This is a genomic window from Bacillus sp. JK74 (assembly GCF_053663395.1).
Genome location: NZ_JBSJQB010000006.1, coordinates 216937 through 238125, shown reverse-complemented (window position 1 = coordinate 238125; position 21189 = coordinate 216937). Strand labels below are relative to the sequence as shown.

Sequence of the window (21189 nt, the reverse complement as noted above, 5' to 3'; positions counted from 1 at the left end):
AAAAGACGCCTTTTAACGGCGTCTTTTTTTGGTTTTTCCGATCAGGCGGGTGACGAGAATCATCGTGACGGACAGCGATCTGTTTTTACGGTACGCCAAGTATTTCCCGCGCCACTCCGGTTTGTATTTTTCTTTAAAGGCCCGCAGCCCGCTGAAGCTGTACATATACCGGACGTTGTTGAAAATGACGGCCGCGATTCTTTCCGACCAGAAAGATGTAAAAGCCGTTCCTACGTTTGACAAAGGCGCCATGCCCATATTAAAGGTGGTATAGCCTTTTTCCTGCGCCCAGAGAAACAGACGGATGAAAAGCGCGTCCATAATACCGTTCGGCGCGCTTTTCCGATAACGCATCAAGTCGACTGATATCTCGCCTTCCTGATACATCGGCATCAGGTTGGCAAAAGCGATGATCTCCCCTTCCGCGTTTTTCACGTAAGCAATCGGCGCCTGTTCCAGATAATCCCGGTCGAAGAAACCGAGAGAAAAACCTTTCTCTTTTTTCGGTCCGAGCCATTCGTCCGAAATGTCTTTCAGCTTGGCGATAAACTCGGAGGAAAACGGCGGTTCCCCGACATGAAATGTGTAGCCTTCGCGGTCAAATTTGTTGTTAATCGCCCGCAGCCCCGCTTTTTTCTTACCTGACAGCGTAAAGGCTTCCATATCCACGAACGCCTCTTCTCCGAGCTTGAAGAAGTTATAGCCGAAGTCATGGTACAGCGCCAGATCTTCACGTTCGATCTGATAAAACATGACACTCAGCCCCTGCTTATGCGCTTCATTCAGAAATTCCTCAATCACAAGCGGAAAAGAGTCTCTCTGTCCTGACGGATCACCGAGCACGACAAGCCTTCTGGAAATCTGGCCGAACAATAAAAGCGCTTTGCCGTCGCTTGAGAAATAAAACCGCTTATCCCCGAGAAAGCCGAGATGGCTGAGGGCGTTTCCGCCTTCTTCCGCCAAAAAGGACTTCAGCCGTTCAGGATCGGCCTTTTCTCCGATCGGCTCCGATCTTTTATGATAAAAGACCGTAAACAAAAGGAAAAACAGCGGCACAACAATAATGGCCGTCATCGTGGCATATGTAATGTGAGAATTGTTATGAACGAAATAATCGTGGCGCAGCAGCCGATTCATTTTATCCCAAATAAAGCCGGCAATGAGATTGTAGTTAAACAAGGCGATAATAAACAGAGCGGCGGCAAAAATCATCTGGCCGAGCGTATACGATGCCTGCTCTCTGATAAACTGCCGCTTTAACAGCACCAGCAATACAATGACGACAGGCAGAATAAAGATCGCGCTGATGTTCAATCCTTTTAAGAAACTGAACACAAAACCGCCGACCAGCGCGGCAACCGCCATTGAATAAGAACGTTTCGTCCGTTTGTATAATTCAATCGGCAAGATTAAAAGAATCAAAGCCGCGCTTAACGATAACGCGTTAAACGCAAGGAGCGCCGGGCGCGGAATATGCGGGATGACCGTCTCCCTGTCAATCGGCAGGGCGACGGACGCAAGCACAACGACTCCCGCCATAAAAACCAAAAGCGACAGCGAACCGTAAAGCACTCTGATTAAGATGGCGCGCTGGAATACGAGAAGCACGTTCGTCGTTTCCACGGCGGGCGCCATCTTCGGATTTGATTCCAGCCGTTTAAGCGTATTTTCCGTTAAATCGCCGGCCGCAAAGAACAGCCCGAACACAAACGGAATAAATGAATACACAATCCGGTAGATGACGATGGATGTCACAACCGCCTCCTGCGGAAAGCCCATATTCTGCATGCCGAGCAGAAACAGAAGGTCAAACGAACCGAATCCTCCCGGCACAAGGCTGATGATTCCCCCGATAGCGGCAATGGCAAATACACCGAATACATGGCGGACATCCGCGTGAATCCCCATGACATACAGGGAATAATACATGACGACGGCCGCCGCAAACCATTCGGCAAACGATGCCCCGATGTAAGAAAAAACCGGATGCCTCGGTTTTGCTTCACCGTCTTCTGCGCCAGCTTTTTTATTGTTGATCCAAGCGGCGATTAAGGCTGCCGGCACAATAAGCGCCACTCCGGCGATAACAGCCCACAGCCACGGTTTCTCACCTGTAATCTCTCCGACCGGCAGAATGCGGGCAATGGTCAGGATACTGAAGACGGACAGCCCGAGCAGCGCTGAGGACGTAAGCCAGGCGATGCCTGCGACGAGGCGTTTTACGTCATTCGTATGCTCTTTGTAAAGCATCGTCCGCAGCCCGACGCCCGCCAGACCGCCAAATCCAAGGACATTGTTAAAGGAATTGGCGATAAAAGAAACCCTGAAAACTTTCCAATTCGGAATGTCGAGGCGAAGCGTCCGTTTCAGCACAAAGTCATAAAAGGACATCGCGCTGACGGCAAGGAGGCCGAGCAGAACGAGAATAAATAAATCGTAACGCTCAATCCCGTTAATAATGTACAGCGTTCGTTTAAAAGAAAGGTCTGTCAATTCCTTTTTGGACTGATAAATGACTAAAAGCAAAACTGCAATAGGAAATAATACTTTTAATATCGATAAGGCATTCTTTTTAGTCAGCAATGTTCTCTCCAATCATCATAAAATAGCTTATTTATTATAATTCCCCCAATAATCTCCAACATATTATACACTACCACCTCACATTCAAACAAAACTCGTCTGCAACTTTCTTTCTCTGATTAAAATCAGTAATATGGTATGCAGGAGTATGAATGAGGAAGTGAGACGATGGATTATAATCTGCATGATACAACGGTACTAGGCGGCGATATTTTTTCTCCTGAGGAACGGGATATTTGGGTGCTGTATATGAAAGTGATGACCTCGGCGGGACTCGGCGATGTGTCGGAGTGGATGAAGCTTGATATGAGCATGCCGCAAATGAAGGTGCTGATGCTTCTGAACAATCACGGGACGCTGAAGGTGAGCGAAATTGCAGAAAAAATGGGTGCTTCCCTTTCAAATACGACGGGACTGCTTGACCGGTTGGAAAAATCGGGTTTCGTTACACGCGCCCCGTCAGAAGAAGACCGCCGTTCAGTCGTCGTTCAATTGACGGAAAACGCGAAAGACATTTTCCGCAGCCTTTATCAAAAAGGACATCTAAAATTAAAGCGTTCATTGGAAACGCTGACCGCTGAAGAAAAACAAACGGTTAATCAAGGGCTGGCCATTTTGGCAAAAGCGCTGGAATCCTCCAAACAGGCATAGAGATGAAAAAGGCCTGCCGTATCGGCGGCCTTTTTTTATTTGACATTTAATTCACTCAAAGTGAATAATATATTTTAAGTGAATTAAAAAGGAAGGATTGATCAGTATGCCGAGGCGAGTTCAAACAGGAAAAAACCAGAGCTGGGCCATCACCCTTTTTACGATCGGTGTGTTCATGGCGGCGCTGGACAACGGAATTATTTCCGCTGCTCTGACGACGATTAACAGCTCTTTTGATATTTCTCCTTCATGGGGATCGTGGGGCGTGACCCTTTACACATTGGGACTCAGTGTCAGTGTGCCGATTGTCGGCAAGCTGTCGGACCGATACGGGCGGAAAAAGCTGTTTATGATGGAAGTCGGCCTGTTCGGACTCGGCTCTTTGCTTGTCGCACTCAGTCAGAGCTTCCCGATGTTTTTGGCGGCACGGCTCATTCAGGCGCTTGGCGGCGGCGGAATTTTTATAATCGGGAGTTCGCATGTGCTGGCCGTGCTTCCGAAGGAGAAACAGGGGAAAGCTCTCGGGCTTTTAGGGGCGATGAACGGTATGGCGGCCGTCCTCGGACCGAATATCGGGAGCTTTTTGCTTGATGTAACCGGGTCGTGGCATTGGCTGTTCTTGATTAACCTGCCGATTGCCGCCGCTTTGGTTGTGTGCGGCGGTTTGTTTATCGCTGAAACGAAAGAGCCTGAGGCGAAACGGCTTGATCTCGCCGGCACAATGCTGCTGTCTCTTGCGATCTTATCTTGTATGATCGGTATCACGAATCTCAATGGGGCGAAGCTGTCAGAAAGCATAATGGACGTAAAGGTGTACGGGTATCTTTTGGGAGCGGCACTTCTCTTTCTGGTGCTGCTTAAGGTCGAAAAGCGGGTTGAAAACCGGGGGGGCGATCCGATTCTCGCCTACTCGCTGCTGCAAAATAAAGTGTTTCAATGGACGCTCGTCATCGGATTTTTATCGGGAGGGCTGCTCGCTGCGGTCATTTTTATTCCTTCTTATGCGGAGCAATATTTGCACGTATCGGCGGAGAAAGCGGGTTATTGGATGACGCCGCTTGCGTTGGCGTCAGGCATCGGAGCGTGGCTCGGCGGGGCGGTCACGGATAAAAAAGGGCCGGTCTTCTCCGCGGCTGTATCAGGCGCCATCGCCTTTGCCGGATTCAGCCTGTTTCCGTTATGGGTGACGGATAAATGGGAATTTGTCACGGCGAGTGTCATTGCGGGGATCGGTTTCGGATTTCTGCTCGGGGCTCCGCTGAATGTGCTTGTATCAGAAACAGCGGGCCATAACAAAGGAACAGCGCTCGGCACGCTGTCACTCGTAAGGCAGGTCGGGCTGACGCTCTCTCCGGCTTTATATGCCGGCTTCATTACAGCGGGCTTTGACCGGATCGGAGATGACATTAAAAACCGCTTAATGAAAAGCGGCATTCCCGCTGATCAGGCGCAAACGCCCGATATTGGCGGCGAACTTTCTTCGTTGCAGGAGCAGGTAAGCCGAATCCCCGTTCCCGCCGTCAAAAAAGCGGTTTCTGATGCGATTGAAGCGGGCATTTCCAGCGGCTACCACCATCTTTATACGGCAGCCGCCGTCATTTCATTATGCACGATCGTGTCTGCGGCTGTTTTGGCGTTTTTCCGGAAGCCGGCATCCTCTAAGACAGGTGCCAGCCCATCCGCCGGGAAAGCTCAGTAATATGGGCGATGTGATGTTCAGAGTGCCAGACATATAGCCCAAGCGCCTGTTCCAGCGTAACCGTCTCTTTAGATACAGGATGGAAGTATGCCCGTTTGAATTGGGCTTCCGTCATGGAGCGCAAAAGAGAGGCCCATCTTCTGTGCAGGATTGTTAACAGCTCAAGCGCATCCCCGCAAGCGGCGGTTTTGGAATCATGAAGATCGGCCCAGCCTTTTTCATCATAAGGACGGATTTCCGGTTCATTCTCCGTTAAGCTCAATTTAAACCGGGTATAGCCGTTCATGTGGCTGTCCGCCAGATGGTGAACCACTTGGCGGACAGTCCATCCCCCTTCGCGGTACGGCGTATCAAGCTGACTGTCCGACATCGCTCTGACAGCTTGTTTCAGTTTGGCCGGAGCGTGTTCCAGCGCATTGATCCATTCTTGTTTCTGTCCGACAGAAATCGATTCAGCCGGCTGATATTCTCCAATCGGATAGCTGAGGGTTTGTTTTTCCATTTTTGTCTCTCTCCCGTTGCTCGTATTATGAAAGTATGATGGTGATGTCGCAGCCTTCCGCTTTCGCTTCACGAAAGACCTGAAGCACACTCTCGGCGCCATTTTCTGTAAACTGCTTGCTTTGTTCAAACTGTCTCCATTCTAAAACGAGGGGGTATTCCACCCAGCCGGTCAGACAATCCCATAAAGCGTCAAGGTTTTCACCGTAGTATTCAGGAAGGGCAAGTTCCTTTTTCAATGTCTGGTGCAGGTCGCTCATACTTCTGATTTGCTCCCCGTTAATAACTGCTTTATTCATGCGCGACTCCTTTCTCTTGATTCTATTCTATCAGTTTACCATTTTCCTCTTCAGAAGTGACCGGAGTCTGCCGCGGTTCCAGCTGAACGATGCCTTGCCCGCCGTCAACGGCCACCCTGTCCCCCGTTTTCAGTTTTGACGTTGCATTTCCGCACCCGACAACGGCAGGAATCCCCAGTTCCCGGGCGACGATCGCCGCGTGGGACAAAGGGGCGCCGACGTCCGTTATGATAGCAGCCGCTCTTGGAAAAAGCGGGGTCCAGCCTACATTGGTTGTCGACGTCACTAAAATTTCCCCCGCCGCAAAAGAATCCCCGTCTTCCGGGACATCAAGGACACGGACAATGCCCTCCACTCTCCCGGCCGCTCCCGCGAAACCTTTTAAAGTATGCGCTTCATCCGTTTCCGCAGGCATAAAAGCATCGTAATAATCCGCTCTTCTGTCAGGATCCTCAGCCCATTTAAACGGATTGAATCTTCCGTTAATAACGGATGGGAACGGCGGCAGTTTTTTATAGGTTTCATAGTTTTGCTTTCTCGCTTGAATCGATGCAACCGCCGGCTCTTTCCCCGCGAGCAGATCGGTTATTTCATGCAGATACAGAAAGAAAATATCGTCCTTCATGCCGGTCATTTCCGCCGCTCTGAGCGCGAATGCTCTGGCTGTCCGGTACACCCTGACAAATTCGGATCTGGTTGTTTCTCTCATATTCGCGTATTCTGACGCTTTTTCCATTTTGGCTTTGAGCCATTTGACCTTATGAGGATACTTTTCTGCAAATCTTCGGAAGGCCTGTTCATGCGCCCGCTGCTGTTTCAAAAGCAGTTGTTCGGCATCAATACCCGACTCCTTGTGTTCTTTGATCTGCTTCGTCAGCCAATCCCGGTTTTCTCCCGGATGCGGTATGGAAAGTTCGTATTCATGCGGACCACGGTGGCCTTGGTTCCTGAGATATTCTTCCTCGCTCATACGGCCTTTCATGACTTGATCAATGCCGATAATCGGCTCCAGGCTGGCCAGTCCGCCTTTTCCCCTCAGATTGGAAAGCAGGAGATTCGCATCTTCTATGCCTGCGAGTTTTGTTAATTGAGAGGTTAACGACGAAGAGGATTGCGCAGAATCACGCCCGCCGGATATTAACGCAAACCACGCGTTGCATAAATACGGATAGATCTCATTGTTCCATATCGCTAATAATGCCCGCTCCGTTTCGGCGCGTTTCAGCTTTTCCTCAATATTCCGGCACCACTCCGGCGATTCGTCCAAGTAGGAGGACATGTTTTTTTTCGCTTGCTTCATTTTCGACAGATACGGTTTCAGTTTTTTCGGGATGATCTTCAAAAGTTCATACTTTGAGAACGGATATAAAGGAATCTTCATTTCCGCCGGGATTTCTCCCAATGTATCGCTCATCATTTTTCCAATTTTTCCGCCTTTCGGATTCAGACCGAAAGCGGCGAGAACGGAAAGAGGCTGGCTCATATTGTTATAGGCTCTGCCGCAAATATTGCCGGACCAGACATAATAGCCCGGAATGATGCCCGACTCTTCATCCAGATTCCGGAGGAGCGACCATGTCAGCGGCGTCATCACATCGGGAATCGCTTCTCCTATATTGGTGTTTGTCCATAAAAAATCACCGCTGAAAGAATCGTTCCATTCATAGGTTTCCAGATTTCCGGCTTGTAAGGTCGTAATCGGGCGGGATTGAAGAATATACAATGTCCCGCCCGCGGCGGCCCATTCAATATCCTGCGGCCCTCCAAGATCTTTTTCCAGCTTTTTCGCCAGTTTATAGAGCTTTGACGCATATTTGCGAAATTCCCCGGGGCCGTCATATTTTTTCTTGGGCCGTGCCAGTTTAAAAGAATAGGCATCGGCTTCCCCAGAAACGAGCTGCTCCCCGAGACCGTAGACGTAATTGCCTGTCATCTCCCGCCTGCTCCCCGTAATCGGATCTGCGGTAAACAGCACTCCGGATATCTCAGACGGTATCATCAGCTGGATGACGATTGCGATTTCATGCTCATCTTCCATTCCCTGAACGGCGCTGTACGCTTTTACTCTTTCTGACTGTACCGACCGGCGAACTTCATCAATCGCCCTGGACATGTCTTGATCTGTTTTGACATTCAACACCGTATCGAATTCTCCGGCGAAGGAAGCCTGAGCGGAATCCTCGCTCAGCGCGGATGAGCGTACGGCAAACAACGCAGCTGCATGGCGGCTGCGGATGGAATTCACATATTGATCAACAGCCTCTCTCGCCTGATGGCGGAGCTGTCCGTCCTGAAAGGCTGACGGCAAAATCACAAACCCTTCAGGCACAGGATACCCGCTTTGATACATTTTAGAGAGAATGCTTCCTTTTCCTCCCGCAAAGGAATAAAGTTCGGCCGGAAGTTCTCCGAATGTTTTGACACAGTCATTCATAATGTCCCCGCTCCTTTTTAGTCGTTCATCCAAGCTCACAGTTTTTCTCTTTTTCACTTTTTTTGAAAGTATTTCCTATAAGTATACAATATATCGGTCTTCACAAGGGAGAAAATCAATGGCGTTATTTTGTCATAAATGCATCCGTCAAAACAGCCGCAGGCGGGGGCTTTGTTTGCAGGATGTACAACTATCCGTCCTCGTGCAGGATAAAGCGGACCCGTATCAAAAAGGCGGCCGAAACGCCGCCTTTTTTTCAGACTGTGCGGCCTTGATGCGCCGCCGTATTTCTTTTGGTCTGCTTCGGCTGATACACTTTCCCGACAAACAGGTATCCGTATCTGAAATGGTTGCACCCCCACGATACGAAAATGGGACCGAGCGTGCAGATCAAAAATAAAAGAAGAATGGCAGCCGCTAAAGGCATTGACCGCAAATAGCCTTCCAGAAGATATCCGCTGATTAAAAAGTAGGAGTGCAGCAGATAGATTGAAAACGAATAGTTGCTGATCATCATCACAATCGCGGGCACTTTTTTGAGCTTTGAAAACAGATGAAAACACAGAAAGATCATACTGACCGCGTAAATCATAATATCCGGACGCTTAGAGGAAATGGAGCCGCCGCTGATATATGAAACGGCCACAATCAATATTGCCGATACGGCCGCACTGAAGTAAACCGCATAACGGTACTGATTGATGAGCGATAAAAAACGCGGATATTCCTTTCCGCAATAAAATGCCAGACAGAAATAAAACACCCAGCCCGGAAACGGAACCCAAAAGAACGGAAAAATAGAATCAAGCCCCGATGATGCCGGCGGATGAAAGATCGAAAAGTAAGCCAGATAGACGGCGTTGATGATAAACGAAACAGACAGCACCCACACGGGGGATGTGTTGTTCAGCCAGCGGTGCAGCAGCATATGGAGAATGTAAAATTGAAAGATCACAAGAATGAAGTAGCCGATGAAGTTTCCTAAAAACACATTTTCTAAAAATTTACCGATCACTGAAACGAATCCGGCTCCTTCTTCCGCCACGCTTTTCATTAAAATGGCATCCACCGCGGCAATAAACAGAAACGGCACGAAAATGACTTTGCCCCTTTTCTTTAAAAAACCCGCTGGAACGCCTTTCGGGTATGACCTGGCAAGCAGAAATTCCGAAATAAAGATAAACGCCGGCGTGCTGAACATCAACAGGGTCCGAAACGCATCAACCGTATGGGCGGCACTGGCTAAGGACTCTTCCTGAATCATCAGCACCATTGAAACTGCGTGAAGCAGAACGACACTTAAACAGGACAGGCAGCGAATCACGAAAATTTCTTTTATCTGCATGCGGCCGCTCCTTTTTCACAAGCGCGCCGGACTTTGGCGTATGCTTGGCGCAGCCATTTTTCCCGCAGTTCGGGGGTGCTCGTTCTGACGACAGAAAAAAGGTTCCGCTCGGCTTTTTGAATGCCGCAAAATTGCAGAATGCTTTTTTTCAGCGTAATCCAGTCCGAGTTTTTCCGGAACCACTTTAAGTACCAGCCCGGAGAGTCCGCCGTATAAAAGACCTGTGCCGTCTCTGCCCGTAGCAGTCCTTTTACGCGGCCGTTTTCATATGTGTAGGCTTCTCCGGCGACAAGCACTCTGTCAAAAAAGCCTTTCATAATCGCCGGAACGCCTCCCCACCACAGCGGGTAGATGAAAATGAGATGATCCGCTTCTTTCATCAGTTTCCGGTATTTCTTCGTTTCAGCGTCCCGGTTCATGTCAGAGCGCTTTTTTTCGCCGCCGTACTTCAGCACGGGATCAAATTGATCGGCGTATAAGTCAATGACCGTATAGCTTTGGCCGCTGTCCTTTAAAGCCATGGCGACGTATTTTACGAGAGCCGCATTGAAACTGTTCTCATCCGGGTTTGCATACACAATCACCGTCTTCATATGTCCCTCCCAGTATTTATTAATTTTTACAATGATTATATCATGATGTCATATGAATGAGGCAAAGACACGAGAAAGGCTTTTTCCAGTTCTGCTGCCGTTTCGATAACCCCTTTCTGCATATTTTGCTGATTTTGCCGCCGCGGATTCAATGACAAGCATCCGGCGCTTCTGCGTTTTTAAGCGGCCGTATGGTATACTAGCTGTCAAATGAATGGGCTTGGAGGACAACATGAGAATTTTAAAGTACGCGATTTTAGGGCTTTTGCGAAAAGGCGAATTGAGCGGATATGATATATCGAGCTATTTTAAGGAAGAGCTCGGCCAGTTTTGGAGCGCAAAGCACAGCCAGATTTATCCGGAATTAAAAAAACTGACGGCTGAGGGATTTATTACGTTTCGCACTGCGATTCAAGGAACGAAGCTTGAGAAAAAAATGTACACGCTGACTGACAAGGGAGAGCTGGAGCTTGCTGCCTGGCTGACGAAAAAAGACCCGATTCCGGAAACGGTGAAGGATGAATTTATGCTGAAGGCTTATTTCATCTCAGCTTTGACGCAGGAAGAAGCGGATGAGCTATTCACCGATCAGCTCGTAAAGCGTAAGGAGAAATTGTCCGATCTGGAAAACAGTTATCAAGAACTGATGACATCGTCCGCGGAGGCGGATTCATTTTCTTCTCCTGATTTCGGCCATTATCTCGTGCTGACAAAAGCGCTTGAGCGGGAACGGAATTATATTTCCTGGCTTGAAGATATTTTGGCTCTCATCAAAAAAGCATAAACAAAACGGGGCGGCTCTGTATCTGCAGGCCGCCTGTTTACGTTCTGAGAACCGCATTGATAAACGAATCAGCCATTAAAATAAGAAAAAGCAGACTGAAATAAACAATCGAATAAAAAAACATCCCCTTCGACCATTGCGTGTCATCCGCCGCCTGAAAGCCTTTGACGCTCCGGTACAGCCAGATGGCCCCGAGCAGGAGAGCGGTTGCGGTATAAAACGGGCTGACGTCTATATAAAGAGGAACGAGCAGCGAAACCGCAGTCAGAACGGCGATATAGCGCAGCATTTTTATTTTTGTGACGCGATTGCCTTTTATGATCGGCAAAAGCGGAATGCCGGCGGCACGATACTCTTCCTTTCGCCTGATTCCGATCGCCCAGAAATGCGGCGGCTGCCACAAAAACATAATCGCGAATAACAAAATCGCGGGCATATCAATGTACCCGGCCAGCGCGCAATAACCGATTAAAGGCGGAGCCGCCCCGGGAAAGCTGCCGACAAATGTGCTCCAGACGGATTGTCTTTTAAACCAAAGCGTATAAACGACGGCATACAGCAAAAATGCAAGCAGGCCAAGAACGGCGGTCAGTACATTAAGCGAAGCAAGCATGATGAATCCGCATGCGCCGAGACATGTGCCGTACAGGATCATGACCGTCGGCGGTATTTTTCCCGTGACGCTGGCGCGGGTGCGGGTTCGCGCCATCTTTGCGTCCATGCCGCGGTCAAAGAAGTTATTAAAAACAGTGCTTGACGCCATGACTAACGCCGTTCCGATCATGGCAACCGCCATGGCGGCAAATATACCGGGCCCTCCGCCCGTCCTTTCCGACTGAAGCCACGCGATCCAAAATCCGCCCAATGCGGCGAGTGAATTTGAGATGATAATCCCCGGTTTGGCAAGAATGATAAAGTCCTTGACCGTCATCCGGTTTCCGTTATGCTTCATAGACTGTTCCGTCTGTGCTGCATTTGAATTCATTTGTGGAGGTTCTCCTTTTTCGGCTTATCATATCAGGAAGAATCAGGAAGCACAATTTATTTTGGGCATTTTTCACACAATTGTAAATTGTATATGAAAAGCCGCATCTTGTGACCGGATGCGGCTTTTCCCTTTTTCTATTCAAAGTCTGCCCATACTGCTCCCTGATCCGCCGAACGGACACCATTTTCAATCCAGCGGATGCCCTGAGTTCGGGCCGGCGATGGCAGGCTCCACGCGTCATTTTTGCGCCTCACTGAGATGTTCGCTCTCTTCAGTCACACAAAAGCCGGGTGTATATTGCAAATCGACGTTCTTCTTTCCCGAGCCTTTAGAAAAATAAAAACCCTTGCCGGTGAGACGGCAAGGGTTGTTTCTTACAGTGTAAATGCGATATCCGCCCCTGATACAGGGTCTTTGACGAATACGCCCTCTTCTTTTTCTTCGATCTCAAAGCCGGCATCGGTCAGCGCTTTTGTCACACGTGACAGCTCTTTTTGATGCGGCAGCGCGATGGTGTAATAATCCAGCCCGCTTGCATTTCCCGGTTTCGGCGGCGCATGTTTTCCGGCCCATATATTCAGACCGATGTGATGGTGATACCCTCCCGCCGAAACAAACAGAGCGGACATGCCCGCGTAATTGCCGACAATGTCAAAACCGAGGATATCGGTGTAAAACGCTTTGGCTTCCTGTAAATCCGTCACATGAAGATGGATGTGACCGATTACGGTTCCTTCCGGGAGACGGCTTTTCCGTTCAGCTCCGGCTTCTTCCAAAAGCCCGTCCACATCGACGGGCGCCGTTTGCATGACATAATTGCCCTCTGCATCCCGGCGCCACGTGCTGCGGGGACGATCGGCGTATATTTCAATGCCGTTGCCGTCCGGATCAGACAGGTAAAGAGCCTCACTGACCGCGTGATCCCCCTGCCCGAGCGCGATGCCGTTTTCAATCAGCCTGGCCAATGCGATGCCGAGTTCTTTCCGGTCAGGCAGAAGTATCGCGAAATGGTAAAGGCCGGTGACAGACCGCTCCGGCAGAACGACGGCGCTTGGATTTTCTTCAAGCACCAGCAGGACGCGTTTTCCGTCTGCTGACAGTTCTGCGGAACGATCGGTTTGCGAGATGACTTGAAGGCCGATCACATTTTGGTAAAAGCCGAGCGACCGTTCCATATTTTTAATGGTCAATTTGACATAACCGATTGCCGTATCTTGATGAATGCCGGTCATTTGAACGCCTTCTTTCTTATGCTGAAAAAGTTTCTCCCTTTTTTGATTTGAAAAGGAGCTGATCCAATGAAAGCAGTCGGCTTCCTGAAAGCGCTAAGTGAATTGACGCAACCAGTAAGATGAAATCAAATTCCGATCCGCCCATAAATGGTGAGGAAAGCTTCGCCGTGAAGATGGCGCCGACTAATGTGAGGGCAAACAGAACGCCGATTATGCGCGTCGCCAAACCGAAAAAGATCAGAACCCCGCCGACAAGCTCAATCGTCGCGATGACGTAGACCATAAAGGCCGGAAGCCCGATGCTCTGGAAAAATTGCGTAGTTCCTTCCAACCCTTGAAACTTGGATAAACCGTGAACAAAAAAGATAATACCTGTTACAACCCTTAAAAGCAGTGTTCCTGTTTCGAATGATTTATTCATAAAATCCTCCTTGAAAATTATTATCACTTACTTTATGTAAGCTAGTATATATACATAACTTATTTACGTCAAGTAATTTTGTTACATTTAACGAAAATAACTTAAAAGTACTATTTGTCTTCGCAAAAAAAGACCTCCGCACTCTGTCGGAGGTCTTTTTCCCTATCTATGATTCCCGGAACTGGCTTTCATATAATTCCCGGTAAAACCCGTTCTGGCTGAGCAGTTCAGCATGGGTTCCTTTTTCAGCCATTTCGCCGTCTTTCAGCACAAGAATCTGATCGGCTTTTTGAATCGTGTTCAGCCTGTGAGCGATGATGACGCTTGTTCTGCCCGCCATTAAACGGCCGAGCGCTTCTTGTATTTTCACTTCCGTCACCGTATCAATGTTGCTCGTCGCTTCATCCAAAATGAGCAGCACCGGGTCCGCCAGCACAGCTCTCGCGATGGAAATAAGCTGTTTTTGTCCTTGGCTGATGCCCGCGCCGTTTTGGGTAAGGACGGTATCGTAGCCTTTCGGGAGCCGTTCGATGAATCCGTGGGCATTGGCGGCTTTTGCTGCTGCCTCCACCTCTTGGTCAGATGCATCCAGACGGCCGTAACGGATATTTTCCCTGATGGTGCCCTGAAAGAGAAAGGAATCCTGCAGGACAAACCCCATGTTTTTTCTCAGACTGGATCTCGTCAGTTTTTTGATGTCCGTTCCGTCGATGAGGATTTTCCCGTTATTCGGCTCGTAAAAGCGGGCGATCAGGCTCGTAACGGTCGTTTTACCCGCTCCGGTCGGTCCGACGAAGGCGATTGACTGTCCTTTCGGAACGCTGAAGGACAGATGTTTTAAGATCAGGCTGTCTTCCTGATAGCCGAAGGAGACATCTCGGAATTCAATCTCTCCCGTTTTGATCGGCTGGTGCGTCGCATGCTCTTCATCTTCCCGCTCCTCTTTTTCATCCAGCACGTCAAACACCCGTTCAGCCCCGGCGATGGCCGATAACATCGTATTGAACTGATTGGCTAAATCATTTAAAGGGCGCGTGAACTGCCGCGAGTATTCTGCGAATACGACGATGGAGCCGATCGAAATCCACCCCTTCAGCGCAAACAGCCCGCCGACCGCCGCTATAATCGTAAAGCTTAAATTGTTTAAAGAATTCATGACTTTCGGAATGAATCCCGAAATTGTCTGCGCCCAAAACCCTGATGATTGTAACGCCGCGTTTTTTTCTAAAAATTGCTCCATGACGCGGTCTTCCCTCGAATAGGCTTTAATGACCTTCGCTCCTGATATCGACTCTTCAATAAAACCGTTCAGCTCGCCGAGGTTTTTCTGCTGCTGCTTAAACAGGAGTCCCGTCCGGTTGGTGATCCATTTAATGCTCAAAAGCATGATCGGAATAATCAAAAGCGTGATCAATGTTAAAAGCGGGCTCATGTACAGCATGACGGCGATTGTGCCGACGAATGTAATGACGCTCGACAGCACTTGAATGACGGATGTATTTAAAGTGGAGCTGACATTTTCGATATCATTGGTAACCCGGCTCATCAAGTCGCCGAGGCGCTGTTTATCAAAAAACGGTATCGGCAGCTCATGCAGATGGGTGAACAGTTCGCTCCGCATTTTAAACACGGTGCTTTGCGAGATATTGATCATCCAATAGTTTTGAAACCATAAGGACAATGATTGCACGAGGTAAATCCCAAACAGTATGAACAGTACACCCGCCAATCCGTCCGTCGTCCGTCCGACGATAAAATGATCAATTGCTTTCCCGATGACGAACGGTCCGAGCAGGCCGAATATGGCGCTTATGACTACCATGATGATCACAAGGGTTAAAAGCCCTTTTTTCTCGGCTACATACGACCAGATTCTGCGCAGCGTGCCTTTTGTATCTTTTGCTTTCGCGCGTTTTCTGCCGCCTTCATTTGGTTTGAGCGGTATTTTCGGATATCGGAAAGGTTTACGAATGTCTTTCTCCACTGTCAGCTCCCTCCTTTCCGAATTGTGATTCATAAATCTGCCGGTACAGATGAGACTGTGCCATCAGCTCTTTGTGCGTGCCTTTTGCCAGCAGTTCGCCGTCTTCAAGTAATAAGATGGTGTCAGCCTTCATCGCGGTCGTTATTTTCTGCGTAATAAGCAGTGTCGTGCATTCATAGGATCTGATGGCTTGTAAAAGCTTCGCTTCCGTTTGAAGATCGAGCGCGCTCGTACTGTCATCTAACAGCAGGAGGGACGGCTTTCTGATAAAAGCGCGCGCGATGGAAATCCGCTGCTTCTGCCCGCCTGACAAATTGACGCCCCGCTGTCCCAGCACCGTGTCGTATCCGTTTGACAGTTTCATAATCGTGTCATGGATTTGCGCGTCTTTGGCCGCTTCCATTACTTCATCTAGTGAAGCATCCTCCCGTCCCCAGGCGATATTTTCACGGATTGTGCCCGAAAACAGAAGCACTTCCTGCGGCACATAGCCGATTTCCCTGCGCAGCCCGCAAGCGGAGAATTCACCGATCGGTTTGCCGTCTATGAAAATACTGCCCGAATCAGCCGTGTACAGGCGCGGAATCAGCTGAAAAAGCGTTGATTTCCCTGAACCTGTCGCGCCCATAATGGCAACCGTTTCTCTCGGGCTGGCAGAAAAGGACACGTGATGCAGCGCGTCTTTTTCCATGTCCGGATAGCGGAAGGACACTTCGCGAAACTCAATCCCGCCTGCAAGCGCCCGTGCCGGGTCGTGCCCCGTTCCCTCGCCGCCTTCTGTTTCCAGCACCTCACCGATTCTTTCCCCGGAAGCCTTCGCCCGGGAAAATACCATGATGAGAAAAGGAAGGACGGACAGCGCGCCTGTAATCCGCGTCGCATAGTTAATGACGGAAACGACATCGCCGACCTGCGCTCCGCCCTGAGCAATGCTTTTGGCGCCGAACCATAAGATAAACAAAATGCAGCTGTTCATCAACAGCATTAAAATCGGCATCGCCGCTTCCACGAGACGAAAAGCGGAAACCGTTTTTTCCATCAGCTTCGTATTCGATTTCAAAAAACGTTTCACTTCGTGGTTTGCACGGAGGAGCGCTTTAATCAGTTTGATCGCCGTCAGGTTTTCCTGCATGATCGTGTTGACCTGATCAAGCCGCTTTTGCACAGACCGAAACAGCGCGCCGCCTCTTTTCAGCACCCACAGCAAAAACAAAAGCAAAATCGGCACCGTGATCAGCAGAAAAAACCCGAGTTTCACATTGACGGTCAGCGAGAGAATAATGCCGCCCGCGATCATTAACGGCGCACGAAGCATAAACCGGAGACTCATGAAAAGCATATTCTGGACCTGCGTCACATCGTTTGTCAGCCTGGTGATAAACGACGTAGATGAGAATTGCGCAAACGTCGAATAAGAGAAGGATTGAATTTTTTGAAAAAGCCCTTTTCGCGTATCATACGCATAGCTCTGGCTGATGTGGGCGGAGTAGAATGAATTTAAAATTCCCGATGCGAATGAAACAGCGGTCAGCCCGATCATCACGCCGCCCCACAGCCAAACCGTACCGAGATCCTGCTTTAAAATTCCTTCGTCAATGATTTTCCCGATCAGCAGGGGCTGTATCAGCTCTACCGCAAGCTCGATGAGCATGAAAAACAGAGCGATTCCCGCCAAAAGGGAATACGGTTTTACATATGATAAAGCCTTTGACATGTGTAAGCCTCCAAATCCTTTGTTCAATATTATTATTTTATGCCTTTCCGGCAAATGAATAAAGAAATTTGGTGTGCCGTTTTTTTAATAATCTGCGAAAAAGATAAAACCTTCCCGGGGAGGGGAAGGTTTTGACCTTATTGATCCAATTGCTGTTCAATGCGCTCCCGCATTTGCGGAACGCCTAATCCGACAATGACCTGAAGCGCCCTGCCTTTTCTGACGACGCCGTGGGCTCCCAGCTCTCTGAAATCGGCGTCACTTTTGACCTTTGATTCATCAGCGACAGTGACGCGTAGACGGGTGGCGCAATTGGTGACCTCCGTAATATTGTCCTTTCCGCCCAGCGCTTCAATATACAAAGCGGCTGTATCCCGCTGTGTTTCGTCTGCCGCGGCTGTTTCTTTTGAAGCCTGCTTCCGTTCTCTGTACTCCTTTTTCGAATAAAGCTTTGTTTCCTGCCCTTCCTCTTTTTCTCTGCCCGGTGTGGCGATGTTGAATTTGAGAATGAGGAAACGGAAGACGAAAAAGTAAACAGCGGTAAAACACAGCCCGATGATGATCTGGTATACATACGTCAAGCCGTGGCTTGACGCCAGCGGGATCCAGTTCAAGGTCGCAGCTTCGATCAAACCGCCTCCCATATTTCCGACGACGCCGGCCATATACATGACGGTTGCCATGGAAGCGGCAAGCAAAGCATGAACCGCAAATAAAAACGGCGAGATAAAAAGGAATGTAAATTCAATCGGCTCTGTAATCCCTGCGACAATGGACGTCAAGGTGACCGGGATCAAAAGGCCGGCGACGATTTTTTTCTTTTCCTTTGAAGCCGTGGCGTAAAAAGCGAGCGCGATTCCCGGAATGCCGAAGATTTTCGAGTTGCCGTGAAGCGCGAAGCCCCCCTGCGGGAACAATTCTTTCAGCGGTTTGACGCTTTGAGAGTATTCCCCGAGATGCTGGGCCCAATAGGTGACGATACCGCCTTCAGCCACAGCCGGACCGTAAATAAACGGCGAGTAAATAAAATGATGCAGGCCGGTCGGAATTAAAATCCGCTCCAGGAAGGTGTAAATCCACACGCCGATCGCCCCGGAAGAAACGAGAAAACTTTGCAGCGAGCCGATTCCGGACTGAACCATCGGCCATACGTATGCCACCGCAAGTGAAATCGGTATCATAATGAAGAAAGAAATGATTACGATGTATGAAGAGCCTTGAAAAATCCCCAGAAAATCCGGCAGTTTTTTATCAAAATAACGATTGTGCAAATACACGACAATAGATGAAATAAAGATGGCGCCGATAATATTCGTATCAAGCGTTTTGATGCCGGCGATCATCGTCAGCCCGCTCGTTCCGCCGGCTTCCTGAGTCATATCGACATGAAAAGCCCCGCCCCAAACCGTCAGAATCGCATTGATAAAGTAATTGAATGTCAGATAAACTGTAAGCGCTTCCAAACAAGCCCGCGCCTGCGCTTTTTTCGCTAAGGCGACAGGTATGCCGATCGCAAACAGGAGCGGCATCTGATTAAAGACGGTCCAGCCGCCCTGTTCAATGACGTACCAGCATTGATACCAAAACCCGTCAGGATCAGCCAGCGGCCCCATCAGCGTTTTATTTTTAAACAGCGTGCTCAGACCGACAATAATACCGGAAAATGCAAATAATAAAACAGGCACAAACATCGCGCTGCCGAAGCGCTGGACTTTTTGCATCATTTCACGTGACCTCCCGCTATTTATCAAAATTTTCGAGCTCTTTATAATCAACATATGCACGGAATAACGCTTCGCCCACCAGAAAAAACGGGGCAAATGCGACGATTTCCGTTTTATCGCTTAACGTCACCGGCTTGCTGGTCGCATAAAGATTATACGGCGTCGTTTGCGCCAGGACGTTGTTTTTCAGATTGGTGATTGAAATAAACGGAACTCCCTTTGCGGACAGGGTCCTTACCTGCGGAATTAATTCGGGTGTCTCGCCTGATAAAGAAATAATGATGAATACGTCATCAACCTTAAAATCATCACACATGATATCAAACTCTGTGATGTCCTGAATTAAAATCAGATACTTCCGCCGGGATACAAACATCCGCTGCAGCTCACGGGCGCACACCCTCTGAGCCGTCCCCGATCCGTAAACGAAAATCCGCTTTGCTTCATCTATCAGCCGGCACATCTCCGTCATATCTTTTGACTTCACGTATTTTACATTGGCTTCAATATCATCCAGCAGCTTTTCAAACGTCATATTCTCGCCCTCTTCAGGCTGATCCTCCCATTTCAGAAAAACACGGAATTCACTATAGCCGCTGAAGCCCAGTTTTTGGGCGAGCCGCAGGATGGAAGACCGAGAGACATTGCAGGCTTTCGCCATGTCATTGATACCGAGATGGTAGCACGTATGCTTATGATTCAATATATATTTTAAAATATAAAAATCGTTGTCATTTAATTTCGCGTAATGCTGATTAACCAGTTCTTCAAGACTCATCCCAAAAATCCCCCCGTTTTCTTTCTATTATATAGAATAACAGATAAAGAAAACGGGGAAGATTGTCATCAGGAAATAGGAGACGGGCTTACATCAAGCTCAGGCCAGTAGTCCTTATTAGCCTCCATCAGATCTTCAAGAATCAGTCTTGCCACACGGGCATTCGGCACTGTTTTTGACAGGATCAGCGCCTGCCACAGCTTTTGAAATGACCGCTCTTCCCACGCTTCAGCCGTCAGTTTTTCGACAGACACCTGCTGTTCCATCAGGCCTTTTTGAAATTGCGGTATGTTCCCGACTGAGAGCGGTTCCGGTCCGTTTGAACCTACGAGACAAGGAATCTCAACCATGGCTGACGGATCAAAATTTGCGATCGCGCCGTTATTTTCAACGATTAACAGCATTCTCTCCCCTGTGTTGTAAGCGATGGCCCGGGCAAGATCGACGATATAGGAAGCATGATCATCAATTTTAATTTCACTCTTCTCCGATGATTGTTCGCGCGTAATCATATCGCATTGGCTGAAAATGAAAGCTTCCCGCCCTTCCATGACTTCGTTGGCTCTCGTATGGTTCGGATTTGATTTTTTCACCATATCATCCGGGAATAAGTAATATTGCAGATATGTGTTCGGAAGCGTATCCGGATCAGCCGCCTGTACGTCGCGCGCTTTTTTGAATGTGTCATTCCAGCTTGCTTCAGTCTCTTCGGCCTCCGTCTTCGGAACGTAGCCGTATTCACGGACATGCTCTTTCAGCTTCGGCATTAAATCATTGCCATGCCGGTCTGTAATGGACGTCCACCAGCCAAAGTGGTTCAAGCCGTAGTAACGGACGTTCATTTCTTTTCGTGAAGATAATCCGAGGATGTTCGCCATGCGATCCTCAATTCCGACCGGCATGTCGCAGATGTTCAATATTTTTGAATTCGGTCTGAGGCGCCGTGTAGCTTCGGCCACAATCGCCGCCGGATTGGAGTAATTCAGCATCCATGCGTCAGGCGAGTACGTTTCCATATAATCAAGAATCTCCAGAACACCGCCGATAGAGCGCATGCCGTATGCGATTCCGCCCGGCCCGCATGTTTCCTGGCCGACCACGCCGTACTTCAGCGGGATTTGTTCATCGAGCGCGCGCATCGCATATTTTCCGACGCGGATATGCGCCATGACGAAGTCAACATCCGTAAAAGCCGTCTCTGGGTCATCAGTCGCCAAAAATTCAATGTCCGGCGCTTTTTCTTTTATGAATACCTCACACGCACCCGCAATCCGCTCCTGCCTTTCTTTATCATTGTCATAAAGTTTCAGCTTTCTGATCGGAAACTCTTCCAGGTGATTCAAAAGCATTAATACAATTCCGGGGGTAAATGTGCTGCCGCCGCCTGCAATAACGATTGAGAATGATTTGTCTGTCATGTGAAGCCCTCCTCTGATAACGTTTACATTTTATTTATATC

Annotated in this window: 17 protein-coding genes; 3 read left to right on the top strand and 14 right to left on the bottom strand. The window is 48.9% G+C overall.

Features of this window, described 5'->3' with window-relative positions:
- Positions 1 to 12: 12 nt before the first annotated feature.
- Complete coding sequence (mprF, locus tag ACWJJ5_RS17040; protein ID WP_454022570.1) at positions 13 to 2583, bottom strand: bifunctional lysylphosphatidylglycerol flippase/synthetase MprF; 2571 nt, start codon at positions 2581 to 2583, stop codon at positions 13 to 15.
- Positions 2584 to 2751: 168 nt separating this feature from the next.
- Between mprF and ACWJJ5_RS17035 the strand changes: the two genes are divergently transcribed.
- Both ACWJJ5_RS17035 and ACWJJ5_RS17030 read left to right on the top strand, forming a co-directional pair.
- The gene (locus tag ACWJJ5_RS17035; RefSeq protein WP_342007492.1) at positions 2752 to 3234 is read left to right on the top strand and encodes a MarR family transcriptional regulator; all 483 of its coding nucleotides are present in this window, start codon (positions 2752 to 2754) and stop codon (positions 3232 to 3234) included.
- A gap of 106 nt (positions 3235 to 3340) precedes the next feature.
- Positions 3341 to 4933, top strand: coding sequence for an MFS transporter (locus ACWJJ5_RS17030; RefSeq protein WP_454022569.1), 1593 nt, complete (start codon positions 3341 to 3343; stop codon positions 4931 to 4933).
- On the opposite strand, the gene bstA is transcribed toward ACWJJ5_RS17030, so the two are convergent.
- The 5 genes from bstA to ACWJJ5_RS17005 all read right to left on the bottom strand — a co-directional run bounded on the left by bstA (position 4893) and on the right by ACWJJ5_RS17005 (position 10105).
- Positions 4893 to 5435: a bacillithiol transferase BstA gene (gene bstA / locus ACWJJ5_RS17025; RefSeq protein WP_077721955.1), complete on the bottom strand. Its 543-nt coding sequence runs from the start codon at positions 5433 to 5435 to the stop codon at positions 4893 to 4895. The two genes, ACWJJ5_RS17030 and bstA, sit on opposite strands and share 41 nt — an antisense overlap.
- A gap of 25 nt (positions 5436 to 5460) precedes the next feature.
- Entirely contained in the window at positions 5461 to 5733 is a 273-nt protein-coding gene (locus ACWJJ5_RS17020) for a ribonuclease inhibitor Barstar (protein WP_025650237.1), read from the bottom strand.
- Between the two features lie 22 nt (positions 5734 to 5755).
- Positions 5756 to 8167 (bottom strand): PEP/pyruvate-binding domain-containing protein, encoded by a 2412-nt coding sequence (locus tag ACWJJ5_RS17015; RefSeq protein ID WP_416406156.1) that lies wholly within the window; start codon positions 8165 to 8167, stop codon positions 5756 to 5758.
- Positions 8168 to 8423: 256 nt separating this feature from the next.
- Positions 8424 to 9512 carry an acyltransferase family protein gene (locus ACWJJ5_RS17010; protein WP_003155518.1) on the bottom strand — a complete coding sequence of 363 codons (1089 nt, stop codon included), beginning with the start codon at positions 9510 to 9512 and terminating at the stop codon, positions 8424 to 8426.
- Positions 9503 to 10105, bottom strand: a complete 603-nt coding sequence (locus tag ACWJJ5_RS17005; RefSeq protein ID WP_003155520.1) for an NAD(P)H-dependent oxidoreductase — start codon at positions 10103 to 10105, stop codon at positions 9503 to 9505. The genes ACWJJ5_RS17010 and ACWJJ5_RS17005 overlap by 10 nt, the downstream gene beginning before the upstream one ends.
- Positions 10106 to 10337: 232 nt before the next feature.
- Here ACWJJ5_RS17005 and ACWJJ5_RS17000 point away from each other — a divergent pair, with 232 nt between their 5' ends.
- Entirely contained in the window at positions 10338 to 10889 is a 552-nt protein-coding gene (locus tag ACWJJ5_RS17000; RefSeq protein ID WP_012117104.1) for a PadR family transcriptional regulator, read from the top strand.
- A 37-nt stretch (positions 10890 to 10926) separates the two neighbouring features.
- On the opposite strand, the gene cyoE is transcribed toward ACWJJ5_RS17000, so the two are convergent.
- The 8 genes from cyoE to glvA all read right to left on the bottom strand — a co-directional run bounded on the left by cyoE (position 10927) and on the right by glvA (position 21148).
- The gene (gene cyoE / locus ACWJJ5_RS16995) at positions 10927 to 11874 is read right to left on the bottom strand and encodes a heme o synthase (RefSeq protein ID WP_070081515.1); all 948 of its coding nucleotides are present in this window, start codon (positions 11872 to 11874) and stop codon (positions 10927 to 10929) included.
- Between the two features lie 377 nt (positions 11875 to 12251).
- Positions 12252 to 13109: a VOC family protein gene (locus tag ACWJJ5_RS16990; protein WP_070081514.1), complete on the bottom strand. Its 858-nt coding sequence runs from the start codon at positions 13107 to 13109 to the stop codon at positions 12252 to 12254.
- Positions 13110 to 13125: 16 nt separating this feature from the next.
- The gene (locus ACWJJ5_RS16985; protein WP_014304646.1) at positions 13126 to 13530 is read right to left on the bottom strand and encodes a DoxX family protein; all 405 of its coding nucleotides are present in this window, start codon (positions 13528 to 13530) and stop codon (positions 13126 to 13128) included.
- A gap of 166 nt (positions 13531 to 13696) precedes the next feature.
- A complete protein-coding gene (locus ACWJJ5_RS16980) occupies positions 13697 to 15514 on the bottom strand; it encodes an ABC transporter ATP-binding protein (RefSeq protein ID WP_071391446.1) in 1818 nt (605 codons plus the stop codon).
- On the bottom strand, positions 15495 to 17228 hold the full coding sequence (locus ACWJJ5_RS16975; protein WP_070081512.1) for an ABC transporter ATP-binding protein: 1734 nt from the start codon (positions 17226 to 17228) through the stop codon (positions 15495 to 15497). The genes ACWJJ5_RS16980 and ACWJJ5_RS16975 overlap by 20 nt, the downstream gene beginning before the upstream one ends.
- 137 nt (positions 17229 to 17365) lie before the next feature.
- A complete protein-coding gene (locus tag ACWJJ5_RS16970; RefSeq protein ID WP_052587310.1) occupies positions 17366 to 18952 on the bottom strand; it encodes an alpha-glucoside-specific PTS transporter subunit IIBC in 1587 nt (528 codons plus the stop codon).
- A gap of 16 nt (positions 18953 to 18968) precedes the next feature.
- The gene (locus tag ACWJJ5_RS16965) at positions 18969 to 19730 is read right to left on the bottom strand and encodes a MurR/RpiR family transcriptional regulator (protein ID WP_007408530.1); all 762 of its coding nucleotides are present in this window, start codon (positions 19728 to 19730) and stop codon (positions 18969 to 18971) included.
- 68 nt (positions 19731 to 19798) lie between these two features.
- Positions 19799 to 21148 (bottom strand): maltose-6'-phosphate glucosidase, encoded by a 1350-nt coding sequence (gene glvA / locus ACWJJ5_RS16960; RefSeq protein ID WP_326361150.1) that lies wholly within the window; start codon positions 21146 to 21148, stop codon positions 19799 to 19801.
- Positions 21149 to 21189: the final 41 nt, after the last annotated feature.